Annotated in this window: 24 protein-coding genes; 16 read left to right on the forward strand and 8 right to left on the reverse strand. The window is 68.2% G+C overall.

Annotated elements, in window-relative coordinates; all coding sequences use genetic code 11:
• The first annotated feature begins 19 nt into the window (after positions 1–19).
• The 3 genes from BAU07_RS04415 (at position 20) to BAU07_RS04425 (ending at position 3993) form a co-directional block, all read left to right on the forward strand.
• On the forward strand, positions 20–1393 hold the full coding sequence (locus tag BAU07_RS04415; RefSeq protein WP_066654464.1) for an MmgE/PrpD family protein: 1374 nt from the start codon (positions 20–22) through the stop codon (positions 1391–1393).
• Positions 1390–2379 carry a D-2-hydroxyacid dehydrogenase family protein gene (locus BAU07_RS04420; RefSeq protein ID WP_066664819.1) on the forward strand — a complete coding sequence of 330 codons (990 nt, stop codon included), beginning with the start codon at positions 1390–1392 and terminating at the stop codon, positions 2377–2379. The genes BAU07_RS04415 and BAU07_RS04420 overlap by 4 nt, the downstream gene beginning before the upstream one ends.
• Before the next feature lie 1191 nt (positions 2380–3570).
• Positions 3571–3993, forward strand: coding sequence for a VOC family protein (locus BAU07_RS04425; protein ID WP_066654465.1), 423 nt, complete (start codon positions 3571–3573; stop codon positions 3991–3993).
• Here the strand turns inward: BAU07_RS04425 and BAU07_RS04430 are convergent.
• On the reverse strand, positions 3945–4805 hold the full coding sequence (locus BAU07_RS04430) for an IclR family transcriptional regulator (protein WP_066654466.1): 861 nt from the start codon (positions 4803–4805) through the stop codon (positions 3945–3947). The two genes, BAU07_RS04425 and BAU07_RS04430, sit on opposite strands and share 49 nt — an antisense overlap.
• Entirely contained in the window at positions 4802–5437 is a 636-nt protein-coding gene (locus BAU07_RS04435) for a flavin reductase family protein (protein WP_066654467.1), read from the reverse strand. The genes BAU07_RS04430 and BAU07_RS04435 overlap by 4 nt, the downstream gene beginning before the upstream one ends.
• Positions 5438–5782: 345 nt before the next feature.
• Between BAU07_RS04435 and BAU07_RS04440 the strand changes: the two genes are divergently transcribed.
• The 8 genes from BAU07_RS04440 (at position 5783) to BAU07_RS04475 (ending at position 12597) form a co-directional block, all read left to right on the forward strand.
• Positions 5783–6751 carry a Bug family tripartite tricarboxylate transporter substrate binding protein gene (locus BAU07_RS04440; protein WP_066654469.1) on the forward strand — a complete coding sequence of 323 codons (969 nt, stop codon included), beginning with the start codon at positions 5783–5785 and terminating at the stop codon, positions 6749–6751.
• A gap of 7 nt (positions 6752–6758) precedes the next feature.
• Positions 6759–7139, forward strand: coding sequence for a RidA family protein (locus tag BAU07_RS04445; protein ID WP_066654470.1), 381 nt, complete (start codon positions 6759–6761; stop codon positions 7137–7139).
• 7 nt (positions 7140–7146) lie between these two features.
• Positions 7147–8019 (forward strand): amidohydrolase family protein, encoded by an 873-nt coding sequence (locus tag BAU07_RS04450; protein ID WP_066654472.1) that lies wholly within the window; start codon positions 7147–7149, stop codon positions 8017–8019.
• The gene (locus BAU07_RS04455; protein ID WP_066654474.1) at positions 8016–8882 is read left to right on the forward strand and encodes a fumarylacetoacetate hydrolase family protein; all 867 of its coding nucleotides are present in this window, start codon (positions 8016–8018) and stop codon (positions 8880–8882) included. Before BAU07_RS04450 ends, BAU07_RS04455 begins: the two co-directional genes overlap by 4 nt.
• Positions 8882–9664 carry a 2-oxo-hept-4-ene-1,7-dioate hydratase gene (hpaH, locus tag BAU07_RS04460; RefSeq protein WP_066654477.1) on the forward strand — a complete coding sequence of 261 codons (783 nt, stop codon included), beginning with the start codon at positions 8882–8884 and terminating at the stop codon, positions 9662–9664. Before BAU07_RS04455 ends, hpaH begins: the two co-directional genes overlap by 1 nt.
• A 14-nt stretch (positions 9665–9678) precedes the next feature.
• Positions 9679–10587, forward strand: coding sequence for a LysR family transcriptional regulator (locus BAU07_RS04465; RefSeq protein WP_066654479.1), 909 nt, complete (start codon positions 9679–9681; stop codon positions 10585–10587).
• Positions 10588–10707: 120 nt separating this feature from the next.
• The gene (locus BAU07_RS04470; protein ID WP_198168869.1) at positions 10708–11703 is read left to right on the forward strand and encodes a Bug family tripartite tricarboxylate transporter substrate binding protein; all 996 of its coding nucleotides are present in this window, start codon (positions 10708–10710) and stop codon (positions 11701–11703) included.
• An 84-nt stretch (positions 11704–11787) separates the two neighbouring features.
• Positions 11788–12597, forward strand: a complete 810-nt coding sequence (locus BAU07_RS04475) for an amidohydrolase family protein (RefSeq protein WP_066654481.1) — start codon at positions 11788–11790, stop codon at positions 12595–12597.
• 71 nt (positions 12598–12668) lie between these two features.
• On the opposite strand, the gene BAU07_RS04480 is transcribed toward BAU07_RS04475, so the two are convergent.
• Entirely contained in the window at positions 12669–13493 is an 825-nt protein-coding gene (locus BAU07_RS04480; protein WP_066654483.1) for a ParB N-terminal domain-containing protein, read from the reverse strand.
• A gap of 6 nt (positions 13494–13499) precedes the next feature.
• The gene (locus tag BAU07_RS04485; protein WP_066664824.1) at positions 13500–13907 is read right to left on the reverse strand and encodes a carboxymuconolactone decarboxylase family protein; all 408 of its coding nucleotides are present in this window, start codon (positions 13905–13907) and stop codon (positions 13500–13502) included.
• Between the two features lie 272 nt (positions 13908–14179).
• Here BAU07_RS04485 and sorT point away from each other — a divergent pair, with 272 nt between their 5' ends.
• The 4 genes from sorT to BAU07_RS04505 all read left to right on the forward strand — a co-directional run bounded on the left by sorT (position 14180) and on the right by BAU07_RS04505 (position 17185).
• A complete protein-coding gene (gene sorT, locus BAU07_RS04490; protein ID WP_066654486.1) occupies positions 14180–15454 on the forward strand; it encodes a SorT family sulfite dehydrogenase catalytic subunit in 1275 nt (424 codons plus the stop codon).
• On the forward strand, positions 15451–15810 hold the full coding sequence (gene sorU, locus BAU07_RS04495; protein WP_066654487.1) for a SorU family sulfite dehydrogenase c-type cytochrome subunit: 360 nt from the start codon (positions 15451–15453) through the stop codon (positions 15808–15810). The genes sorT and sorU overlap by 4 nt, the downstream gene beginning before the upstream one ends.
• A 202-nt stretch (positions 15811–16012) precedes the next feature.
• A complete protein-coding gene (locus BAU07_RS04500) occupies positions 16013–16528 on the forward strand; it encodes a DUF1993 domain-containing protein (protein ID WP_066654489.1) in 516 nt (171 codons plus the stop codon).
• Between the two features lie 75 nt (positions 16529–16603).
• Positions 16604–17185: a YbhB/YbcL family Raf kinase inhibitor-like protein gene (locus BAU07_RS04505; protein ID WP_066654491.1), complete on the forward strand. Its 582-nt coding sequence runs from the start codon at positions 16604–16606 to the stop codon at positions 17183–17185.
• 34 nt (positions 17186–17219) lie between these two features.
• On the opposite strand, the gene BAU07_RS04510 is transcribed toward BAU07_RS04505, so the two are convergent.
• Genes BAU07_RS04510 through BAU07_RS04520 form a run of 3 tightly spaced genes read right to left on the reverse strand, consistent with a single transcriptional unit; the run spans position 17220 to position 20117 of the window.
• Positions 17220–18287, reverse strand: a complete 1068-nt coding sequence (locus BAU07_RS04510; protein WP_066654493.1) for an FUSC family protein — start codon at positions 18285–18287, stop codon at positions 17220–17222.
• Between the two features lie 33 nt (positions 18288–18320).
• Complete coding sequence (xth, locus tag BAU07_RS04515; protein WP_066654494.1) at positions 18321–19091, reverse strand: exodeoxyribonuclease III; 771 nt, start codon at positions 19089–19091, stop codon at positions 18321–18323.
• Between the two features lie 60 nt (positions 19092–19151).
• Entirely contained in the window at positions 19152–20117 is a 966-nt protein-coding gene (locus tag BAU07_RS04520; protein WP_157121983.1) for a PaaI family thioesterase, read from the reverse strand.
• A gap of 197 nt (positions 20118–20314) precedes the next feature.
• On the opposite strand from BAU07_RS04520, the gene BAU07_RS04525 reads away from it, so the two are divergent.
• Entirely contained in the window at positions 20315–21343 is a 1029-nt protein-coding gene (locus tag BAU07_RS04525) for a bifunctional helix-turn-helix transcriptional regulator/GNAT family N-acetyltransferase (protein ID WP_066654500.1), read from the forward strand.
• Here BAU07_RS04525 and BAU07_RS04530 read toward each other — a convergent pair.
• A complete protein-coding gene (locus tag BAU07_RS04530; RefSeq protein ID WP_066654501.1) occupies positions 21301–21960 on the reverse strand; it encodes a glutathione S-transferase family protein in 660 nt (219 codons plus the stop codon). The two genes, BAU07_RS04525 and BAU07_RS04530, sit on opposite strands and share 43 nt — an antisense overlap.
• Positions 21961–22050: the final 90 nt, after the last annotated feature.

The following is a 22050-nucleotide window of genomic DNA, read 5'->3' on the forward strand; positions in this document are numbered from 1 at the left end:
CACAACCTAGAGACCTCGCATGGCTTTGAACACCAAGATCGATGCCGATCACAATGCGCCCCCGGTGACCCGCACGCTGGCCGAGTACATCGTCAACCATCCGTCGCGCGGCTGGGGCGAGGATGTCGACCACGAGGCGCATCGCACCTTCATGAACTGGCTGGGCTGCGCCGTCGGCGCCGCGCACCACGAGGCCGGCGTCGCCGCGCTGCACGCCGTGCAAGTGCTGAAGCCCTCGGAGCAGGCGACCATACTGGGCCGCAGCGAACGCGTGGATATCGCCAGCGCGGCGCTGATCAACGGCATCACCTCGCATACGTTCGACTTCGACGACACGCACCTGAAAACCATCATCCATCCGGCCGGCCCGGTGTGCTCGGCGGTCCTGGCGCTGGCGGAACTGACCGGCGCCAGCGGGCGCCAGGTCATCGACGCGATCGTCATCGGCATCGACGTGTCCTGCCGCATCGGCAACATGGTCTACCCGCATCACTACGATCGCGGCTGGCACATCACGGGAACCACGGGCGGATTCGGCGCGGCCGCCGCCTGCGCCCGCCTGCTAGGCCTCGACGTGGAGCAGACCACCATGGCGCTGGGTATCGCGGCATCGCAGCCGGTGGGCCTGCGTGAACAGTTCGGCACGATGACCAAGCCTTTCCATCCCGGCGGCGCCGCCAAGGCCGGCCTGATGTCGGCCCTGCTGGCGCGCGAAGGCTTTACCGCCAGCAAGCGCGCCATCGAGGCGCCGCGCGGTTTCGCGCAGGTGCTGTCGACCAAGTTCGACTGGAACGAGATCACCGACGAACTGGGCAAGCGCTTCGAAATTTCCTTCAATACCTACAAGCCCTTTGCCTGCGGGATCGTCATCCATCCCAGCATCGACGCGTGCGTGCAACTGCGCGACAAGGGCGTGACGCCGCAGAACCTGGCGCGTATCGACCTGCGCGTGCATTCGCTGGTGCTGGAGCTGACCGGCAAGAAGGAGCCCGCGGACGGCCTGCAAGGGAAGTTCAGTGTCTACCATGGCTGCGCGGCGGGACTGATCTTCGGCCGCGCGTCGGAAGACGAGTACGCGGACGACATCGTGAATCGCCCCGACGTGGTGGATGTGCGCCGCAAGGTCGTCGCCACGGTGGACGACGGCATCGACGAGGCCAGCGTGGACGCGGTGGCGACCCTCACCGATGGCCGCACCGTACACGTGCACGTCGAACACGCCATCGGTTCGCTGCAGCGACCCATGGCCGACGCCGACCTGGAAGCGAAGTTCAGCGGCATGTCCGACGCCATCCTGGGCGCCGAGCAGACCCGCAAGCTGATCGACGCATGCTGGAACCTGGGCAAGGCGGCGGACGTGCGCGCGCTGACCGCCCTGGCGCGGGCATCATGAGCGCAAAGCCGTTGATCGTCGTCCTGGACGATAGCGAAAACGCATTGCGGGAGCGCGTAGACTGGGCGGCCGTGCGCGAGCGCGCGGAGGTCGTCGTGCACAACACGACGCTGCGCGGCGACGCGCTGCTGGCGGCGCTGCGGCCGGCGCAATGCGTGGTGCTGATCCGCGACCGAACGCCCATGCCGCGCACCCTGCTGGCGCAGTTGCCGGCGTTGCGCCACATCGTCTTCACGGGCACGCGCAACAAGACGCTGGACCTGCAGGCAGCACTGGATCTCGGGATCCAGGTGAGCCACACCCAGTGGGGGCCGTCGAAGGCCAGCACCTGCGAGATGACATGGTCGCTGATCCTGGCGGCCGCGCGCAGGCTGCCGGAGCTGATGCTGACGCCGTCGCGTCCCACGTGGCGCGACCCCAGCCGCGTCGCCTTCCTGCCGCCGGTGCTGCATGGCCAGCGGCTGGGGCTGGTGGGCCTGGGCCAGATCGGCCAACGCGTGGCCGCCGTGGGTCGTGCACTGGGCATGGAGGTGGTGACCTGGAGTCCGCACATGACGCCGGAACGCGCGAGCGAACATGGCGCCACGTCGGTAAGCCTGGAAACGCTGCTTTCCACGTCGCAGGTGGTAAGCCTGCATCTGGTGCCATCCGGCCCGACACGCGGCCTGCTGAATCGCGAGCGCCTGGCCCTGATGCGGCCGGACAGCATCCTGGTCAATACCTCGCGGGCCGACCTTGTGGATACCGCGGCACTGGTGCAGGCCTTGCGGGAGGGGAGGCCTGGCTTCGGGGCGTTCGATGTGTTCGACACGGAGCCCTTGCCGCCCGACGATCCGCTGCTGTCGCTGCCGAACGTGCTATTGACCCCGCACTACGGCTTCGTCAGCGAGCAGGTCTTCCAGGAATTCGCCCGGGGCGTACGGGGGAATCTGGAGGCTTGGCTCGCTGGAGAGGAAGTGCCTAATTTGTTGACGATGGCGGGGTGATTTTTCTGGGGGGTGGTTTCGTGTTCCGTCCGGCGGGGTAGTCGCCTGCCGGTGCCGTCCCGGTCGGCCGCTGCGGCGCCCGGGCGCCGCAGACCGCATCGCTGGCCTCGTCCGGCGGCCGCTCGGTGGTGGTGTGCTTGCCGGATGGGTTGCCGGCACGCCTCCCTACGGCATCCACTCGCTCGGCCTCTGCGGGCCGTCCCCGGCAGGCGACTACCCCGCCGGACTCCGGCATCTTCCATCCACGGGCGCTGGCACCGTCTGGGTTCTTGCCGCTGCGCTGCGCAGCCTTTGGGGGTGGAAGAGTTGAACGCGCCCGCCGAAATGCGGCCCGCGGGGGCCGCATTTCGGCATACATGCTGTGCCATGCAGCGGGTGTTGGTCATGCGGCGGACGCGGATCGCGCGACGGCGGGTACGGTTCTGCGACGGACGCTAATCAGGCGACGGCGGGTACGGTTCTGCGACGGACGCTAATCAGGCGACGGCGGATACGGTCACGCGCTGGACGCGGATCATGCGATGGCGGGTACGGCCATGCGACGGTACCGATAGCCCAGCCGATACGTCACGCGACACAACCGCGTAGGCAAATCGCGGACCCCGCGGGCCGCGATTTGCGGGCAACGGCAGATCCCCCAAAACCGGGTTCCCATCGAAGCAGCAACTCGTCGATCCGATCCCGACGCAACCCCACCAACGATCCAGCACCCGCCGCATACAGACGCCGCGTAGGCGAACGCCCGGACCGCAGGGGGCCGGGCGTTCGCGGGCAGCATAAACTCTTCCACCGCCCCACCGCGGTCGATCGAAGCTGCAAGAACACGACCGGTCGCAGCGACGGGGGTTAAAAAACGCTGGAGTCCGGCGTGGGGTGCGCCTGCCGGGGACGGCCCGTAGAGGGCGAACGAGCGGATGCCGAAGGTAGCCGTGCCGGCAACCCATCAAACAGAAAACCAGCAGCGAACGGCCGGCGGACGAGGCGAGCGAAGTGGTCTCCGGCGCCCGGGCGCCGGAGCGACCGACCGGGACGGCACCGGCAGGCGCGCCCCGCGCCGGACGTCTCAAGAGCACCGATCATCAACCACCGAAAAACCACCCGAAAAAACACGAACCCTAGTCGATCCACCCAGCACCCGCGCCCTCGACTCCCCACATCGGCTACGCTCCCAAGATCGACCAGGAGAACAGCATGCAACCGCGAATCTCATTCATCACATTGGGCGTCGACGACCTGGAAAAAGCCGTGGTCTTCTACCGCGATGGCCTGGGCCTCCCCACGCAAGGAATCGTCGGGAAGGAGTTCGAGCACGGCGCCGTCGCCTTCTTCGACATGCAGCCGGGCCTGAAGTTGGCCCTGTGGGCCCGCAAACATCTGGCCGCCGATACAGGGCTGTCGATCCCGCCCGCCGGCGCCGGCGGCTTCGCCCTGGCCCACAACGTGCGGGACAAGGAAGGGGTCGACGACACCATGGAACAGGCCCTGCAGGCCGGCGCCACCTTGGTCAAGCCCGCCGCCCCCACCTTCTGGGGCGGCTATGCCGGTTACTTCCAGGACCCGGACGGTCACCTGTGGGAAATCGCCTGGAATCCCGGGCTCGCGCTGCCTGACTGAGCGCGCGCCGTTCCCTCTACCTCTGCATGCCGGCGCGCGATCCACTGCGCGCGCTCGTGCATCAGCGCCACCGCCTGCGGCAGCCGGCGTTCGTTCAGGCGATCCGCCATCGCCGTGATCGTCACGGCCGCCAGGCCCTGGCCGTGTGCATCGCGCACCGGCACCGCCACCGCGCTCGTCCCCGGCATCAGGCCATGCGGCGCGTGGGCGTAGCCCAGCGCGCGCGCCGTATCGACACGGCGGCCGATCTCGCGCGGGCTTTCCTTCATCACTTCCAGACGGCGCGTATTCGAGCGGATCAGCGCCTCGCTCTCCTTCGGCGGCATGCATGCGAGCAGCGCCACCCCCGACACCCCGATTCCCAGCGGCCGCCGCACACCCACCTCGATCGACAGCACCTGGATCGCGTAGTGGCCGGTCCGGCGGCCGATGCAGATCGAATCGGCACCGTGACGCACGCTCAGGAACACCGTGTCGCCCACCTGCTCGGCCAGGTCGTTCAGATAGGGTTCGGCCAGCGTCAGCAAGGGGAAGCGCCGCGTGCGCGCCAGGCCCAGCAAGGCCGCCTCCGGGCCGATCCGGTACAGGCGGGTGTCGGCATCCTGCTCCACCGCGCCTTCCTGCACCAGCGTCCGCAGCAGGCGGTGCACCGTGGGCTGGTTCAACCCTGACATGCCGACCAGGTCGGTCAGGCGGACCCCGCGCTCCTGCCCGCAGGCGACCAGCCGCAGCAGCGCCAGCGCGCGCTTGACGGTCTGGCTGCCGCCGCTGTCGGCGTCGCCGGCGGCTCGATCGCGGGCGGACCGCGTCATGGCCGAGGCGCGTCGCCCATGACGGCCTTGGGGGTCTGGCCGATGGCGCGCTTCGTGATGATGGGACCCAGGCCGGCGTAGTTCGGACCGCCGAGGCGACACACGGGCCGCAGGCCGGCGGTATCGATCTTGCCGTCGCGCAGCAGGCCGTCGCGGATGTGGAACACCAGTACTTCGCCCACCACGAATTCCGCCCCCGTCAGGCCGAACGGAATGATCGAGTGCAGACGGCATTCCAGGCTGACCGGCACGTCGCGCAGGCAGGGGGGCGCGATGGAATCGCTGGGATGGAGGGCAAGGCCAAGCAGGTCCACCTCGCTGACCTCGGGCGGATGTTCGACGGCGCTCATGTGGATGGCGTCGATCATGGTGTCGTCGCCGATGTTCACCACGAACTCGCCCGATGCATGGATATTGTGCGCCGTGTCCTTGCGCGCGCCGGCCTTGCGTCCGATGCTGATGCCGACCATGGGCGGCTTGCTGGATACGAAGGTGAAGCAACTGAAGGGCGCCAGGTTGACGACGCCGCGCTCGCCCAGCGTGCTGATCCAGGCGATGGGACGCGGCACCACCACGCCGGTCAACAGTTTGTAGGTTTGTTCGGGGCTCAGCTCCGTGGCGCGTATCTGCATGATGGCCTGCTTGGGTTGTGGGATGCCGGGCGATCCGTGCCTGGACGACAGAAGCGGACGGGCGGCGCGGGTCTTGGAATCCGTGCCGCCCGGCCCGGGGTGCCTGTCTGATTAATGGACTATTCCGCAAGGCCGCGACGCAAGGCGTATCGCCCCGCAATAGCGGCTGCATGGCCGAATCATACGTAGGCTGCCCCGCCATCGTCTTTAGGGGTTTCCGATAAAAGTCCGACATACGGACTTTTTCAGGGGGGATTGATTGTTGAAGGCCAAGGCCGTCGCTACATTGCCGGCACAACGAAGACCTGCGATGTTCGCACGGGTCCCGGATACGGAGACAGACAAATGAAGCCCCTGCTGATCGGGTCGCTGTTGGCCCTTGCCGCCGTATGTTCCGCGCCGGCCGCGGCAGCAAGCTGGCCGGCCAAGCCGGTGCGCATCGTGGTGCCTTATCCGCCCGGCGGAAATGTGGACGTTGCCGCGCGCATCATCGCTCCCGGGCTGCAGGCCGCCTTCGGCCAGCCCTTCATCGTCGACAACAAATCCGGCGCTGGCGGCATGATCGGCGCCGAGGACGTGGCGCGCTCCGCGCCGGACGGCTACACGCTGTTCCTGGCCGCCAATGGCCCGCTGCTGTTCAGTCCGCTGATCTTCCGCCGCGCCGCGTACAAGTGGGACAAGGACTTCGTTCCCATCAGCTCGGTGTCGTTCACGCCGCTGGTGCTGCAGGTGCGCCCATCGCTGCCGGTGCACAACGTACAGGAATTGCTGGCGATGGCGCGCAAGGATCCGGGCAAGCTCACCATGGCGTCGCCCGGCGCCGGCACCACCAACCACCTGGTCAGCGAGCTGCTGCAATCGCTGACCGGCGTGCACTGGACCACGGCGCACTACAAGGGCAACGCGCCCGCCACCACGGACCTCCTCGGGGGCCAGGTCGATTTCAACTTCGACCAGGTGTCCGTGTCGCTGCCCTTCATCAAGGAAGGCAAGGTTCGGGCCCTGGCCGTGACCACCGCCACGCGCGTGCCTTCGCTGCCCGACGTGCCGACCTTCGCGCAAGCCGGCGTGCAGGGCATGGAGGCTTCCACATTCACCGGGCTGCTCGCGCCGAAGGGCACGCCGCCGGAGATCGTGCAGCGCCTGAGTGCCGCCCTGGAAAAAATCCTCAAGGAAAAAGACGTGATCGCCCGCTTCGACGGGATGGGCGCCGAGGCGCGCGGCAGCACACCGGAAGCCTTCGCGCAATACCTGGCCAGGGAGGATGCGCGCTGGACGCCCATTATCAAGAACGCCAACATCACCGCCAATTGAGGATCGCATGCGACGCACCAGCATCTACGCGGAAGGCTTCAGCCACAAGAACCCGATACCGGCCGCATGCCGGGTCGGCAGCATGCTTTATTCCGGCAGCGTGCAGGGGACCGATCCGGCCACCGGCGCGTACGGCGCGACGCTGCAGGCGCAATGCCGGCTGATGTTCGAACACGTCCAACGCATTGTCACGGCAGGCGGGGGAAGCATGGACGACATCATCAAGATGACCGTATGGATGAATGACCGCTCGCAGCGCGCGGCGCTGAACGAAGTGTGGCTGGAATTCTTTCCCGATGCCGCCACGCGGCCGGCGCGGCACACCATGCAGGCCTCGCTCGACGGCGGAAAGCTGGTCGAGTGCGACTTCATCGCCGTGATTGCCTGAGCCCGCCATGCCCGACTACCTGCCATTCCACCCCCATCCCACCGCACCGTCGCGCCGGCCTCCCGCGCGCAGTTGCGACAGCCAGTTTCATGTCTTCGGGCCGGCGGAGCGGTACCCGGTACGGCCGGGCGCCGCCTACGAAATGCCCAGCGCCACGATAGACGTCGCGTTGCGGCTGCACCGCACGCTGGGCATCGAGCGCGGCGTCATCGTGCAGGCCACTACCTATGGAGCCGACCACCAGGTCGTGCTGGATGGACTGGCCGCGGCCGGTCCCGGATACCGCGGATGCGCCAATGCCGCCGTGCTGCTGGAGCGCGACGATGCCTACCTGGCCAGGCTGCACGATGCCGGCGTGCGCGGGGCGCGCTTCACGCGGCAGGGACTGGGCATCGTCATGGACCAGGCCGCCTTCGATCGCGCGGTGGCCCGCATCCGCGAGCTGGGGTGGTATGCCAAGTTCCAGCCGGAACCGGACGGCATCATGGCCCAGGCCGCGCAGTTCGACGCGCTGGATATCCCCGTGCTGATCGACCACATGGGCCGCGCCGATCCCGCGCGGGGCGCGGCGGACCCCGGCCTGCGCAAGCTGGTGGAGCTGCTCGGGCGCGGCAACTTCTGGGTCATGCTCTCCTTGACCGAAAAGCTGTCCCGCCAGGGCTACCCGTGGGACGACGTGGTGCCGGTGGCGCGGGCCTGCATCGAAGCCGCGCCCGACCGCGTGGTATGGGGCAGCGACTGGCCGCATCCCGTTTCGGTCAAGCAGCCGCCGGACGAAGGCCGGCTGGTGGACCAGCTGTACCGCTATGCCGGCGACGACGCGACCCTGCGCAAGATCCTGGTGGACAATCCCGCGAACCTCTTTGGATTCGACGCATGAAGCTGATTTCTTTTCGCGCCCGGGGGGCGGACCGTTTCGGTGCCGTGGTGGACGACGGCGTCGTCGACATGACGCAAAGGCTGGCGCCGGAAATCGCCACGCTGCGCGCCGCGCTGGCGGCGGATGCGCTGCCGCGCATGCGGGCCCTGGCGCGCGCGACGCCCGACTTCGCGCTGGCCGACGTCACCCTGCTGCCGCCCATCGTCGATCCGGAAAAGATCATCTGCGTGGGCGTGAACTACGGACTGCGCAACGAGGAGTACAAGGACGGCAGCGCGGCGCCGGCGTACCCCAGCGTGTTTCCGCGCTTTCCCGGATCCTTCGTCGGCCACGGACAGGGCCTGGTGCGGCCGCGCGAATCCGGACAACTGGACTACGAAGGGGAAATCGCCATCGTCATCGGGCGGGGCGGGCGGCGCATTGCCGAGGCGGACGCGGAATCGCATATCGCCGGGCTGACCTGCGCGAACGAGGGCACGGTGCGCGACTGGGTGCGGCACGGCAAGTTCAACGTCACGCAAGGCAAGAACTTCGACGCCAGCGGCGCGATGGGGCCCTGGCTGGTCACAGCGGATGCCTTCGACGGTTTCGACGAGCTGACCGTCACCACGCGCGTCAACGGCGAGGTGCGCCAGCATGATACGACGGCCAACCTGATGTTCACGTTCCGCCGCCTGATCAGCTATATCTCCATCTGGACGACGCTGAAGCCGGGCGATGTGATTTCCACGGGCACGCCGGTGGGCGCCGGCGTGCGCTTCGATCCGCCACGGTTCCTGCTCCCCGGGGACCGGGTGGAGGTCGAGGTGTCCGGCGTGGGCGTATTGTCCAACCCGGTGGTTGACGACGCGGGAGCGCCATGATGCTGACCGCAGAGCAACGCAGCCGGGCCGCGCAATCGCTGCTACAGGCCGAGCGCAGCGCGACACCCATCACGCAACTGGACCAGACCTATCCCGGGATGGACATCGAGGATGCCTATGCCATCCAGCAGGAGGCGATCGCGCTGCGCATCGCCGCGGGGGCGCGGCTGCGCGGCCACAAGATCGGCCTGACGTCCAAGGCGATGCAAAGCACCGTGGGCATCGACGAGCCGGACTACGGCCATCTGCTGGACGATATGTTCCACAACGATGGCGACACTCTCGATGCCGGCCGCTATATCGTGCCGCGCGTGGAGGTGGAACTGGCCTTCGTGCTGGGCAGGCCGCTGCGCGGACCGGGGGTGACCCTGGTCGACGTGCTGGACGCCACCGATTATGTGATGCCGGCCATGGAGCTGATCGACGGGCGCAGCAAATACCCGCGCCGTATCGTCGATAACATTGCGGACAATGCCGCCTGCGCCGGCGTGATCCTGGGTGGACGACCGGTCAGGCCGCTGGACATCGACCTGCGCTGGGTGGCGGCGCTGCTTTACAAGAATGGCGTGATCGAGGAATCCGGCGTGTCGGCCGCCGTGCTCGGCCACCCGGCCATGGGCATCGCCTGGCTGGCCAATAAACTGGCGCGCTTCGGGACCGGGCTGGAGGCGGGCCACATCGTGCTGGCGGGGTCCTTCACGCGCACGGTGGCGGTCGGCAAGGGCGATGTCATTCATGCGGACTACGGCCCGCTGGGCAGCATCGGGCTGCGCTTCGCCTGAGATTAATATGGCGCATGCAAATCGACTTCCTCGGCATGCAGGCCTTCCTTGCGATCGTGGAGCAGGGCGGCTTCCAGCAGGCCGCCACGCACCTGCACCTGTCCCAGACCGCGGTCAGCCATCGCATCCGCAAGCTTGAAGCCAGCCTGGGCGTGACGCTGCTGGCCCGGACCACGCGCGATGTGACGCTGACCGACGCGGGGCGTGCGCTGCTGCCGCGCGTGCGCGGCGCCATGCGCGAGTTCGAGCTTTCCTACGACGCGCTGCGCCAGCACAGCCGCACGGCGCCGCAGTGGCTCGCCTTCGGCTGCCTGCCGACGCTGGCGGCGCACCGCATCGCACCGGCGCTGGCGCGGTTCCGCGACCTGCATCCGCACATTGCGGTGCGGGTCTTCGACAATTCCATCATCGAGATCGCGGAACTGGTGCAGGCCGAAACCACGGCCTTCGGCATATCGGTGGCGACATCGAATCCGTTCAATCTGGCGGTGGAGCCCTTCGCCGAAGAGCCCTTCGTGCTGGTGTGCCGGACCGACCATCCCCTGGCCGCGCTGCGCAGCGTGTGCTGGGACCAGCTGGCGGACGAGGTGTTGATCCGCATCAGCCTTCCTGCGGGCAACAGCACCGCGATCGACGACGCCCTGGGCGAGCGTCGGCTGCGGCTGCGCTGGGCCTATGAAACCCAGCATACGGCGGTGGCGCTGGATTTCGTGCAGCAGGGACTGGGTTTGACGGTGGTGCCGGCCTTGTCGCTGGACGCGGCGGGCGGACTGGCGGCGCTACCCTTGCAGCAGCCCGGCATCGCGCGGCGGCTGGCGGTGCTGACGCGTCGCGGGGCGGTGTTGACGCCCGTCGCGCTGACCTTGCGCGATCTGCTGGTGCAGGCCCTGGCGGCGGGCCTGGCCGATGAACGCCACGAATAAATCCTCCCAAACAATTCATTTGTCCGCGCGCTGACGCCTGCCTAGACTGCGTCATCACGAGATGCCATGCCGCGCGCGCCCGCCGTTGCCGGCCGGCGGACAAAAAAAGGGAGACTCACCATGATGCGATCGATCGCGGGTCCGCTGTGGCGCGCATGCCGGCGCGCGGGCCGTCGTGCCTTGCCGTGGCTGGCCGCCGCCCTGGCCGCGGCGCCCGTCGCCCACGGCGCGGACTATCCCACGCAACCGATACGCATCGTCGTCCCCTTCGGCCCCGGCGGCCTGGCGGATATTTCCATGCGCCTGGTGGCGCAGAAGATGGGCGAGCGCTACGGCGAAAAGATCATCGTCGAGAACCGTCCGGGGGCGGGCGGCATCGTGGCGGGCACGGCCACCTTGAACGCGGCGCGCGACGGCTACACCTTTATCGCCTTTTCCAACGGCACGGCGATCAGCAAGTCGCTGTTCAAGCTGCCGTACGACCCGGTGAAGGATTACACGCCCGTGTCCACCGTGGCCTATTTCGACCTGATCCTGTTGACGCATGCCAAGGGAACGCTGCATTCGGTGGCCGACGTGCTGGCCCTGTCCAGGCAGCGGCCGGTGGTGCTGGGCACCATCAATCCGGGCAGCACACAGAACCTTTCGGCCGAGCTGTTCAAGTCCACGGCCCGGCTGAACGCCTCCATCATTCCCTTCAAGACCACCTCCGACGTGGTGGCCGCCCTGATCCGCGGCGATATCGATGTCGCCTTCGAATCGTATGCCGCCGTCAAGGGCATCGTCGACGCGGGCCAGATTACCCCCATCGCGGCGACGGGCACGGGACGCTCCTCTTGGCTGCCCCAGGTGCCGACCGTGCGCGAAAGCGGCGTGCCGTACGACGTGACCGGCTGGAACGCGCTCTTCGCGCCCGCCGGCGTCCCGGCCGAGGCCGTGCAGACGCTGAACCGGCAACTGAACGAAGTGCTGCGCCTGCCCGAGGTCAGGCAACGATTCCAGGACCTGGGAACCGAGGCCAAGGGCAGTACGCCGGAAGAGATCGGCGCCATCCTGCGCAGCGATATCGACAAGTGGGCCGCTGTGATCCGGGAGGCCGGCATCCAGCGTCAGTAACCGGCGTTGCCGACCGGTATGCCGCCCGTGGCGGCACGGCATTGGAGCCGCCCAGGCGGCTGGAATGGAAGCAAGGAGCCTCGCGTGACCACATTACAAGCCAGGGAAGGACTTCTGGTCGATACCCACGTGCATGTCTTCAAGACCGACATGCCGCTGATTCCCACCCCGCGCCACAGTCCGACGTACAGCTTTACGGTCGAACAGCTGACCGACGTCATGGACCGGCACGGCGTGCAGTACGCCGTCATCGCCGCGGCCAGTCCATGGGGCGACTACAACGACTACGTCATCGATTCGGTACGCGGCAACGGCCGGCTGCGCGGCACCGTCATTGTCGAGCCTTCGATCGAACGCGTGGCGCTCGACCAGATGGATCGCGACGGCATCGTCGGGGTGCGCCTGCCGTTCATCAGCATGCCGCACCTGCCCGACCTCGATAGCTGGGACTATCGCAAGTTCCTGCGCCGGCTCGTCGATCTGGACTGGCATGTCCACGTGCATATCGACGGGCCGCGCCTGCCGCTGGTGCTGCCTTATCTGGAGCGCTCCGGTGTCAAGATCGTTATCGACCATATCGGCCGGCCGGATCCGGTCACGGGCGTGGACAGCGACGGCTTTCGCGCCATGGTCGCCGCGGTGGAGAAGGGCCGGACCTGGGTCAAGCTGTCCGGCGCCTACCGCCTGGGGGCCAACGCCCTGGACTGCGCGCAGGAGCTGTGCCGCCGCGTGGGCTACGACAAGATGCTGTGGGCCAGCGACTGCCCGTTCGTCGGCGGGGAGAAGGACACCGATTACCGGCGCGCCATCGACTGGCTCGCACGGGCCATACCGGACGAGGCCGCGCGCCGGCAGGTGTACGGCGAGAACGCGTTGCGGCTTTATTTCTCCTGACCGCGCGCCCCGGCCCAGGGCTGTGACGAGCGGGCCTCGCGGGCCGGCTGAGCAGGCCGGGCGAGGCCGGCCTAGGTGCCTGCGTCGGCGGCGGCATTGCGGGCCTCCGCCAGCGCCACCGTCAACTGCATCACTTTTTTCTTCAGTTGATCGCGCTCGTCCGTCAATGCCGCGACCAGGGTGCGCAGGCGCTTGATCTCGCCGGGCATGTCCTCGATGGCGTCCATATCGACCTCGGGCGCCGCTTCGCGCGGCGGCGGCGCCTTGGCCTGGCGCACCAGTTTGGCCGCCTGTTGCAGTTCCTTCTTGCCGCCGGCGACCGCGGCGACCTGCTTTTCCGGCGGAAGGGTGGCGACCGCGGCGGCCGCGTTGATCGAGATGGCCCCTTCCTTGACGGCCTTCACCAGCTCGGGCGCGGCGGCCTGCTGGATTTTCTCGATCTGCCCCAGCGTGTTGCTGCTGATGCGCGCGGCGCGGGCCAGCGCCTGGCGGCTCAGCGGCGGCGCCGCGGCCGGGACGGCGGGCGCCGGCGGCGGCGGACTGCTGCCGTCGTCCTCCCATGGCGGGACGCTGCGCGCCTGCAGGATTTCCTTCTTGCGCAAGGCCAGGACGCCGCGCTGGAAGTCGGATACGCTGCGCCGGCCCAGGTGGTTTTCGATCATCCATAAGTGCACATCCTCGATCGAGCGGAAGCGCTCGTTCTGGCGCGTCTGGAAATCGATGCCGTGCTTGCGGCAGATGGCGTAGCGGTTGTGGCCGTCCACCAGCAGGTCGCCCCAGAGTATCAGCGCGTCGCGGCAGCCTTCATCCAGCAGGCTGCGTTCGAGCGCGGCATATTCGTCGTCCGTGAGCGGGTCTATGTAGGCGCGCAGGCCCTCGTCTATCCTGATATCCATCGTTTCCTACTTGACGTCGAAGGCCTCGTCCACCGGCACCTGCAGCGCCGTGACCATCGCATTGGTCTGCGCCGCCATGCCGATAACCGCCAGGAGTTCCGCATGCTGGCCGTCCGTCATGCCCTTGGCCTTCGCGGCGGCGGTATGCGAGTGCACGCAATAGGTGCAGCCGTTCGCGGTCGATACGGCGATGTAGATCATTTCCCGTACCAGCGGCGGCAGTTCGCCCTCGGCCACCATGACCTGCTTCAACTGCGTCCAGACGCGCTCGAGCTGTGCGGGGTCATGTGCCAAGGCGCGCCAGAAGTTGTTGATGAAATCCGACTTGCGCGTGGCGCGGATATCCTCGAAGACGGCCCAGGCCTGTGGCCGTTGGCGGACTTCCTCGTCCGTAAGCAATCGTACTGTCGCCATGATGTTCTGCTCCCTGATCGACGGGGCGCCGGCATGCCTGCCGCCGGCGCGGCGGGTGCGGAAGCGGCGCCCGTGACCGGGACGATAACAGGGCTTGCGCGGCGCGGCCCGGCCGGTGCGCGGGGCGGTGTATATACAGCGGTCGCCCGAGCGGCCACAATACATCCCGTGCCATGAGGGCATGGGCAACGCTTCGTGGTGAAAGCGGCCCACAACGACATCGCGCTGCGGGGGGCGTCCGTCCTTCGCTTCAGGCGCGGCGGGAGACAGACATGAACGATCATTCATTGCACAACGATGGCCGGCGGCGCTTGCTGGTGGGCGGGGCCGGGGCCATCGCGACATTGGGCCTGGCGGGCGCCATGCCGGCCGCGCGGGCCGCGGATGGCGCCGCTGCCGGCCCGGTGGGCGGGGCCGCGGCCCCGGCGGCGCCGGCGCAGCCTGCGGCCAAGCCCTTGCCTGCCTACGTGGCGTGGAAGAATGCCGACGCGGTGATCGTCCACAGCAGCAATACCATCGAGACCCGGCGCACCGCCTTCGGCGACGGCGTCGTGACGCCCGCCAACCAGCTGTACATCCGCAATAACGTGGCGCCGCCGGATGCGTCCATCCTGAAGGACCGGGATGCCTGGGCGGTCAGTGTCGAGGGGGTGAAGTCTCCCGGTGAAATCACCGTGGCGGAACTGAAGACCATGGGTATCGCCACGGTGGCGATGGTGCTGCAATGCAGCGGCAACGGACGCAAGTTCTTTCCGCACAAGCCCAGCGGCACGCCGTGGAACGTGGGCGCGGCCGGCTGCGTCATCTGGACCGGCCTGCCGGTGCGGCAATTGGTCGAGGCGCGCGGCGGCATCACGGGCGGCGCGCAATACATGACCGGACGCGGCGGGGAAACGCTGCCCGCCGGCATCGACCCCAATACCGTGATGGTCGAGCGTTCGGTGCCGCTGGAGGCGATGCAAGATGCCCTGCTGGCGTGGGAAATGAATGGCGAACCCATCTCCCTGGCGCATGGCGGGCCCCTGCGCCTGATCGTTCCCGGCTATTCGGGTGTCAACAACATCAAGTACATCAAGCGCCTGGCGTTTACGCCCGAACAGACGCAGGCGGCGATCCAGTCCGTGCGCTACCGCCTGGCGCCGGTCGGTACCAAGGAAACGCCGCAGATGCCGGCGGTGTGGCAGATGGACGTCAAGTCATGGATCAACGGCTTCGACAGCGAAGGCACGCTGCGGACCGGTCCGTATGTGATACGCGGCGTGGCGTTCGGCGGCATGGAGGCCGTGAAATCCGTGGAAGTCTCCATCGACGGCGGCCGTACCTGGACCCAGGCTCCTTTCATCGGGCCCGACCTGGGCAAGTACGCCTGGCGGCAATTCGCCCTGCCGGTGGACCTGCAGCCCGGGCAGTACACCTTCGCCAGCCGCGCCATGGACGTCAAGGGCAATATCCAGGTGGAGAACCGGCGCGAGAACGATGCGGGCTACCTGAACAGCAGTTGGCGCGACCATATGTTGAACATCACGGTGGCGGAGGGGCGCGCATGACGGGCAGGATCTTCCGGTCGTCCACGGCGCGCGGATGGACCGCGGCGCTCCTGCTGTGCGGGGCGGCATGGACGGGCGCGGCCCAGGCGGGCGACGCCGATGCCGCAGCCCTGGACCGTGGCCGCATGCTGTTCACGGGGGGCGCCACGCCGGCCTGTGCGATTTGCCATACCCTGGCCGACGCGGACGCCGCGGGGGCCGTGGGGCCATCGCTGGACGAGCTGAAGCCGGATGCCGAGCGGGTCGCCAATGTGCTGCGCAAAGGCATGGGGGTGATGCCTTCCTATGCGGCGCTGGGGGAGGACGACATCGCGGCGCTGGCGGCGTATGTCGCGCAGGCGGCGGCCAAGCCTTAGCCCCATATCGGGGCGGAGACCCCGTCAAGGGTCTCCACCCCGGAGCGGCCCCGCCCATGGCCTTACACCTTGCTCCCGGCAGGGTTGTCAGTGCTTCGACAGACTCCGCGGGATAAGATCGGCGCCCGATGTCATCCAACGTCGCCCGCGCCGTCGGTCGCACCGCGCCGTTGGGGATGTCCCCCACTTACAGGATCACGTCATGCCCCTTTCGATGTATCAGGCTTCCATTCCCGTCTTCGTGCGCGGCTTGACCGTGCTGAACGCCCTCCTGGGCAAGGCGCAGGCGCATGCCGCGGAAAACGGCCTCGATCCCTCTGTCCTGGTGAACGCCAGGCTGGCCCCCGACATGTACCCCTTGTCCGGACAGATCCAGCGCGCCAGCGATGCTTCCAAACTGGCCGTGCAAAGGCTGAGCGGCGTGACCGCGCCGCGTTTCGAGGACGTCGAGACGACTTTTCCGGAACTGCACAAGCGCGTCGCCGATACGATCGCCTATCTGGAAAGCGTGACCGAGGCCCAGATGGAAGGTTCCGAATCGAAGACGGTGGCGCTGGCCTGGGGCGACTACAAGCCGGAATTCCAGGGCGACGCCTACCTGCTGTCCTTCGCCTTGCCGAATTTTTATTTCCACGTGACCACGGCTTATGACATCCTGCGCAATGCGGGTGTCACGGTCGGCAAGCTGGACTTCCTGGGGTTCAGCAAGCCTGCGTAAAGCGGGTCAGGCCAATCAGCGGATCACGCCAATCAGCCATCGCGCGCCACGGTCCCGGACCGGCGGAGGAACACAATGAACCGACGTAATCGTCTACGCATGAGCTGGGCGCTGGCAGGCACGGTCTGCCTGGCGGCCTCCTTGTCGGCACAGGCGGCGCAGCCCTCCTTCACGCTGTCGGCCAAAGGCCTGCATGACAACAGCACACTGCCGCGTGCCCATGCGGCCAGCGCCAAGGACGCGGCCGGCCGCATGTGCGGCGGCGACAATGTGTCGCCGGAGCTCGGATTCAGCAATGTCCCGGCCGCGACCAAAAGCTTCGCCGTAACGATCTACGACCCGGATGGCGGGCAGGGCCTGGGCATCGTGCATTGGGTGCTTTACGGCATACCGGCGGCGACGCGTTCGCTGCCGCGCGGTATCGGTGCGCAGGGTCCGGCGGGATCCACGCCGGGCACCAACCGCACCGGCGGAGGCGGCTATTACGGTCCGTGCCCGCCCGTGGGCGACAAGCCGCACCATTACATCTTCCAGGCCTACGCCCTGGACCTGGAGCCCGGTGCGCTCAAGCCGGGCCTGACGCGCGATGCCTTGATCGAAGCCATGCGTGGGCATGTGCTGGGCTCGTCCAGCATCATGCTGCGCTACGCGCGCTAGCGACAGACCAGGCGAGAAGCGCGCCGGCGCGGGGTCAGGCCTGGGCCTTCGCAGCGCCCCGCAGGGGGAAGATCCACATTGCGGCGGCCAGTCCCAGCGCGCCGCCCAGCAGGGTCTCCCAGGCGCGGGCCGCCAGCAAGGCAATGGAATGCTCACCGCTGGCCGCCAGGGTGACGACCAGCGTGAACGCGAATGCGCCGCAGGCGATGTCATAGCGGGCCGGCAAGGCCATGCCGTAGACGATCATGGCGAGCGCCGCGGCGCTCCAGAGCAACGCGGGTGCGTGCACGGCCAGGGGCAGGCAGGCCAACCCGAGCGGCACGCCGATCAGCGTGCCGATGATGCGGCGGCGGACGCGCTCCGCCGTGCCCGTCGCGGAGCCGGCGACCACATAGGTGCAGGCGGTGACGGCCCAGGCGGACTCGGTCAGGTCGAAGGCGTCGTTGAGCGCGACGACGATGAGCGCGGCGGTGGCCGCCTGTATCCCCATGATGGTTTCCGACCGCAGCGGCCAGGGCTGCGGGATGCTGGCCGGCGTCAGGGCACTGAGCGCCGCGATGGCGCCCTGCCGCTCGATGCGGCCCGTCAGCAGCCGGGGCAGGATTGCCGCAGCCATCGCCATCAGGACGGCGATGCCGACGGCGTGGAGCTCCGCCGGCCCCAGGTTGACGCCATAGCCCAGCAGTTCGCCGATGTAGATCTGCGATCCAAGCCCGGCGCCCAGCGCGCCATATCGTTTCAGGTAGCCGACCAGGAAGGCCCCCAGCACCAGGGTGAGTTCGGCGCCGGCGCGCGCGTAGGGCGCGAGCATCGGCGCGAGCAGGATGTACAGCACCGCGCCCAAGCCCGCGCCGGCGCACAGGACCGCGAGATCCCGGCATGCGGGCAGGGGCGCCGCGCGGGTTTCCGAAACGCTGGCCCACAATGCGAAGTTGCCGGCCAGCACCGCCAGCGTGGCGGCGGGGAAAGCCTGCCCGGGTACCCCTATCGCGGCCGCCAGCGCCGCGGCGATGCCATAGGCCGCCACCAGGCGCAGCCCCTTGATGCGGCCGCGGCCATCGGGATCGAGTTGCTGGAGTCGTGCGAGCGGGGCAAGGGCCATGGCATTCCGGCGTGGAGTCGGGTCGGCAGGGCCCTAGTCCAGGACGATCCAGGTGGGCGCGTGGTCGCTGGCCTTTTCCCAGCCGCGCACGTCGCGGTCGACGCCGGCGTCCTTCAGGCGCGGGGCCAGGGTGGGGCTGAGCAGCAGGTGATCGATGCGCAGGCCCGCATCGCGGCCATAGGCGTTGCGGAAGTAATCCCAGAAGGTGTAGATGCGTTCGTCCGGATGCACGGTGCGCAGCGCGTCCGTCCAGCCCTGGCCGGCCAGCGCGTGGAACGCGGCGCGGGTTTCCGGCCGGAACAGGGCGTCGTTGACCCACCGTTCGGGCTTGTACACATCCATCTCCGTCGGCATGACGTTGTAGTCGCCGGCCAGCACCGTGGGCTCGCCGGCGGCCAGGAGTTCGGCGGCGTGCTGCGTCAGGCGCTCGAACCAGCGCAGCTTGTAGTCGAATTTCGGGCCGGGCGCCGGATTGCCGTTGGGCAGGTAGAGGCAGCCGACCACGATGCCGTGCACCGTGGCTTCGATATAGCGGCTTTGCACGTCTTCCTCGTCGCCGGGCAGGACGCGGCGCGATTCGGTCGGGTCGCAGCCGCGCGTCAGGATGGCCACGCCGTTCCAGCTTTTCTGGCCATGCCAGATGACGCCATAACCGGCGTCGCGGATGGCGGCCTCGGGGAATTTTTCCTGCGGGGCCTTGAGCTCTTGCAGGCAGGCGACGTCCGGGCGGGTTTGTTCCAGCCAGCGCAGCAGGTTGGGCAGGCGGCTATTGATGCCGTTGACGTTGAAGGTCGCGATTTTCATCGGCAGGGTCCGGAGAGGGGTGACGCTGCCAATGATAGCGGGATGGAGGCGCCCGCACCGCTATGCCGATGCGCCCAGCGAGTAGGTGGTCAGCACCTCCAGCACGCGCCGGCCGGTTGCCGTGCCGAGCTGTACGCCGACGACCGCCGTGGCGCGGCCGCGGTGCACCAGCCGCGCTTCGGCCATCAGTTCCGCGCCCTCGCCGGGACTGACATAGGTGGCGGTGATGCTGGTAAGCACCCAGCCCTGCGGCAGCGCTGCGCGCGCCGTTGCCTCGGCGTAGCCCAGCAGCACCCCGCCCTGCACATGGCCGACGCGGTTGCCGATGTGCGGGCCGTTGGCCAGCGTGCCGGTCGCGCCGCTATCGTGCGCGCGTGCCCTGTAACCCCAGAAATGCCGGCAGAAATCCCCGTCGGCGGGGCTGTCGCGCAGCGCCGTGGCGGCGCGTTCGAAGATGGCGCGCTCGTCCGCGCGCAAGTCGGCCCCGGGGTCGAGCAAGGGAAGATCGTCGGCCTCGGCTTCCATGGGAGCCAGGAAGGGAATGGGCGTGCCGGGAGGCAGGTCCAGGACCATGAAGGTCGCCGTGCCCAGCGCCAGCTCATGAGCGCCGCTGCGCACCGTGACGCGGCTGATGGCCTGTCGGCCCGCTGCGCCCTGGACGTAGCCATGGAAGCTGCTGTCGGCCTGCAACGGCCCCAGGCAGGGCGCGCAGGTCAGTTGCAGCTGCATATTCACGGTGGCCAGCCGCGTATCGCTGGGCAAGGCTGCGCGCACGGAGGCGGCCAGCGCGAGGTCGGCGAATACGCCAAGGGCGGTGGGGTCGATGGTGCCGTCGCGGCTGGTGGCCAGGTCCTGCGCCCGCAGGCTGACCACGCTGTGCTCGACGGTAACCCGGTCGAACGATATGCCGAGGAAGTTGCCGGGGAAATGAAATCCGTGGGCACGCCCGCGCTCGATGGCGCGTAGCACGCGTTGCAGGACGGGGTGGAGGGCGGGGACGGCCTGGGCGGCGGGAATGGGATTCATGGAGAAGGGGGACGGAATACGGGGAGCCGGCTGGAACGGCGCCAGCGTATCGCGATGATATCCCGCAGTCTGCCTCCGCGCTGGCAGCAGGCGGTAGCCATGGGCCGCCGGCGCGATGATGCCGTCGTGGCGCGGCGGCGGGTGCCGATGTATATTGGTTGCGAAGCGCAACCTTCATTCCGACAGCGAGTACCGCCATGGACATAGCCGAAGATCTTTCCCAGTCACGCGACGAAACCATATTGGCCTTGCGCGAGCTGTCGCGACGGTTGGTGCGTGAACTGGGCTTCATGCGTCCCGCCCTGGCCGACAGCGGCCTGGCGCCTTCAGCCGTGCACGCCATTATCGAAGTGGGCATGAAACCCGGCATTCAGGGACGCGACCTGGCCGAGCTGTTGCGCCTGGACAAGTCCAATGCCAGCCGGCAGGTGGCCAAGCTCGAAGCGCTGGGGCTGCTGCGGCGCGAGCCCACCCCCGAGGACGCGCGCGGGCTCGGCCTGTTCCTGACCCGGCAGGGGGCCGCGCTGCGCACGAAGATCGACCGGTTCGCCACCGGGCAGGTATCCAGGGCGCTGCGGCAGATCGCGCCGGCGGACCAGCAGGCGCTCCTGAGATCGCTGGCGCTGTACGCCAACGCGCTGTCGCGCGACAATCCGAATTGGGTCGACGCTACCGCCGCCGCGCTGGCGGGCCACATACATGAAGGCTGCATTCCGGGGTGCATCGGCGACATTGCGGCGCTGCATGGCCGCTATTACGCGCGTGCCGCAGGATTCGGTGCGTACTTCGAGCGCAAGGTCGCAACGGAATTGGGTGCGTTCGCGGAATCGCTCCCCGCTTCCGGCAAGTCCATGTGGTTGTATGTCGAGGGCGGGCGCGTGTTGGGGTCCGTGGCCATCGATGGCCACGGCAAGCCGCGCCTGGGCCACCTGCGCTGGTTCATCGTGGATGAATCCCTGCAGGGAATGGGCGTGGGGCGCAAGCTGTTGGCGTGCGCCATGGCGTTCGCCGATACCCATTACGAGGAAACCCATCTGTGGACCTTCAAGGGGCTGGAGGCGGCGCGGCATCTCTACGAAGCGGCCGGTTTCGTCCTGGCGCAGGAGGCGCCGGGCACGCAGTGGGGCAAGGCCGTCGTCGAGCAGCGCTTCGCGCGTCGTCGGGCGCAAGACCCTGCCGGCACTCAGTCTCGATCCGGCGCGCCCAGCGGGAAGAACCCGCGATAAGGGCGGGCTTCGTCCACGGCCCGCGCGAAGCTGGGGCGTTGCAGCAGGCGGCGGCGGTAGGCCAGCACGTTGGCGTAGCGGGCGTCGATGGGGTGGGTCCAGTCCGCATAGAAGAGGAAGGGCGCGGCCGCGCAGTCGGCAAGGCTGAATTGTTCACCCGTTGCCCAGGTGCGCCCGGCCATGGTCCTGTCGAGCCAGGCGTACGAGGTGTCCAGCATCTCGCGCGCTTGCGCGACGCCGTACGGGTCGCGTGCGTCCTCGGGCCGCAAGGCGTCGAAGACGATGCGTTGTTGGGGCGTCGAGACATAGTTGTCGAAGAACCGGTCCATCAGCCGGGTCTCCAGCGCTTCCTTGGGGTCGGCCGGGATCAGGGACAGGGGGCCGGGGTAGTACAGGCCCAGGTATTCGATGATGCAGGTGGCCTCCATGATGGTGCGGTCGCCGTCGACCAGCACCGGGAAGCGTTTCATGGGCCACAGCGCCGCCAGCCGCTGCATGGCCGGGCTGTCGGGTCCGTCCAGGATCTGGCGCTCGAACGGGACATCGTTCTCGTACAGGGCGACAAGGGCCTTCTGGCAGTAGGAAGAGAAAGGGTGAAAGTAGAGTTGCAGGGCCATGGCGGTCCTCCCGTTGAGCGGCCGCTGATTCGGCGCGTACTCCAACGACGATCGGCGGGCGATGGAATCGACATCCCCGCAAACACCCCG

Origin of the sequence: Bordetella flabilis, from assembly GCF_001676725.1 — a bacterium.
In the GTDB taxonomy this organism is placed as follows: Bacteria; Pseudomonadota; Gammaproteobacteria; order Burkholderiales; family Burkholderiaceae_B; genus Bordetella_C; species Bordetella_C flabilis.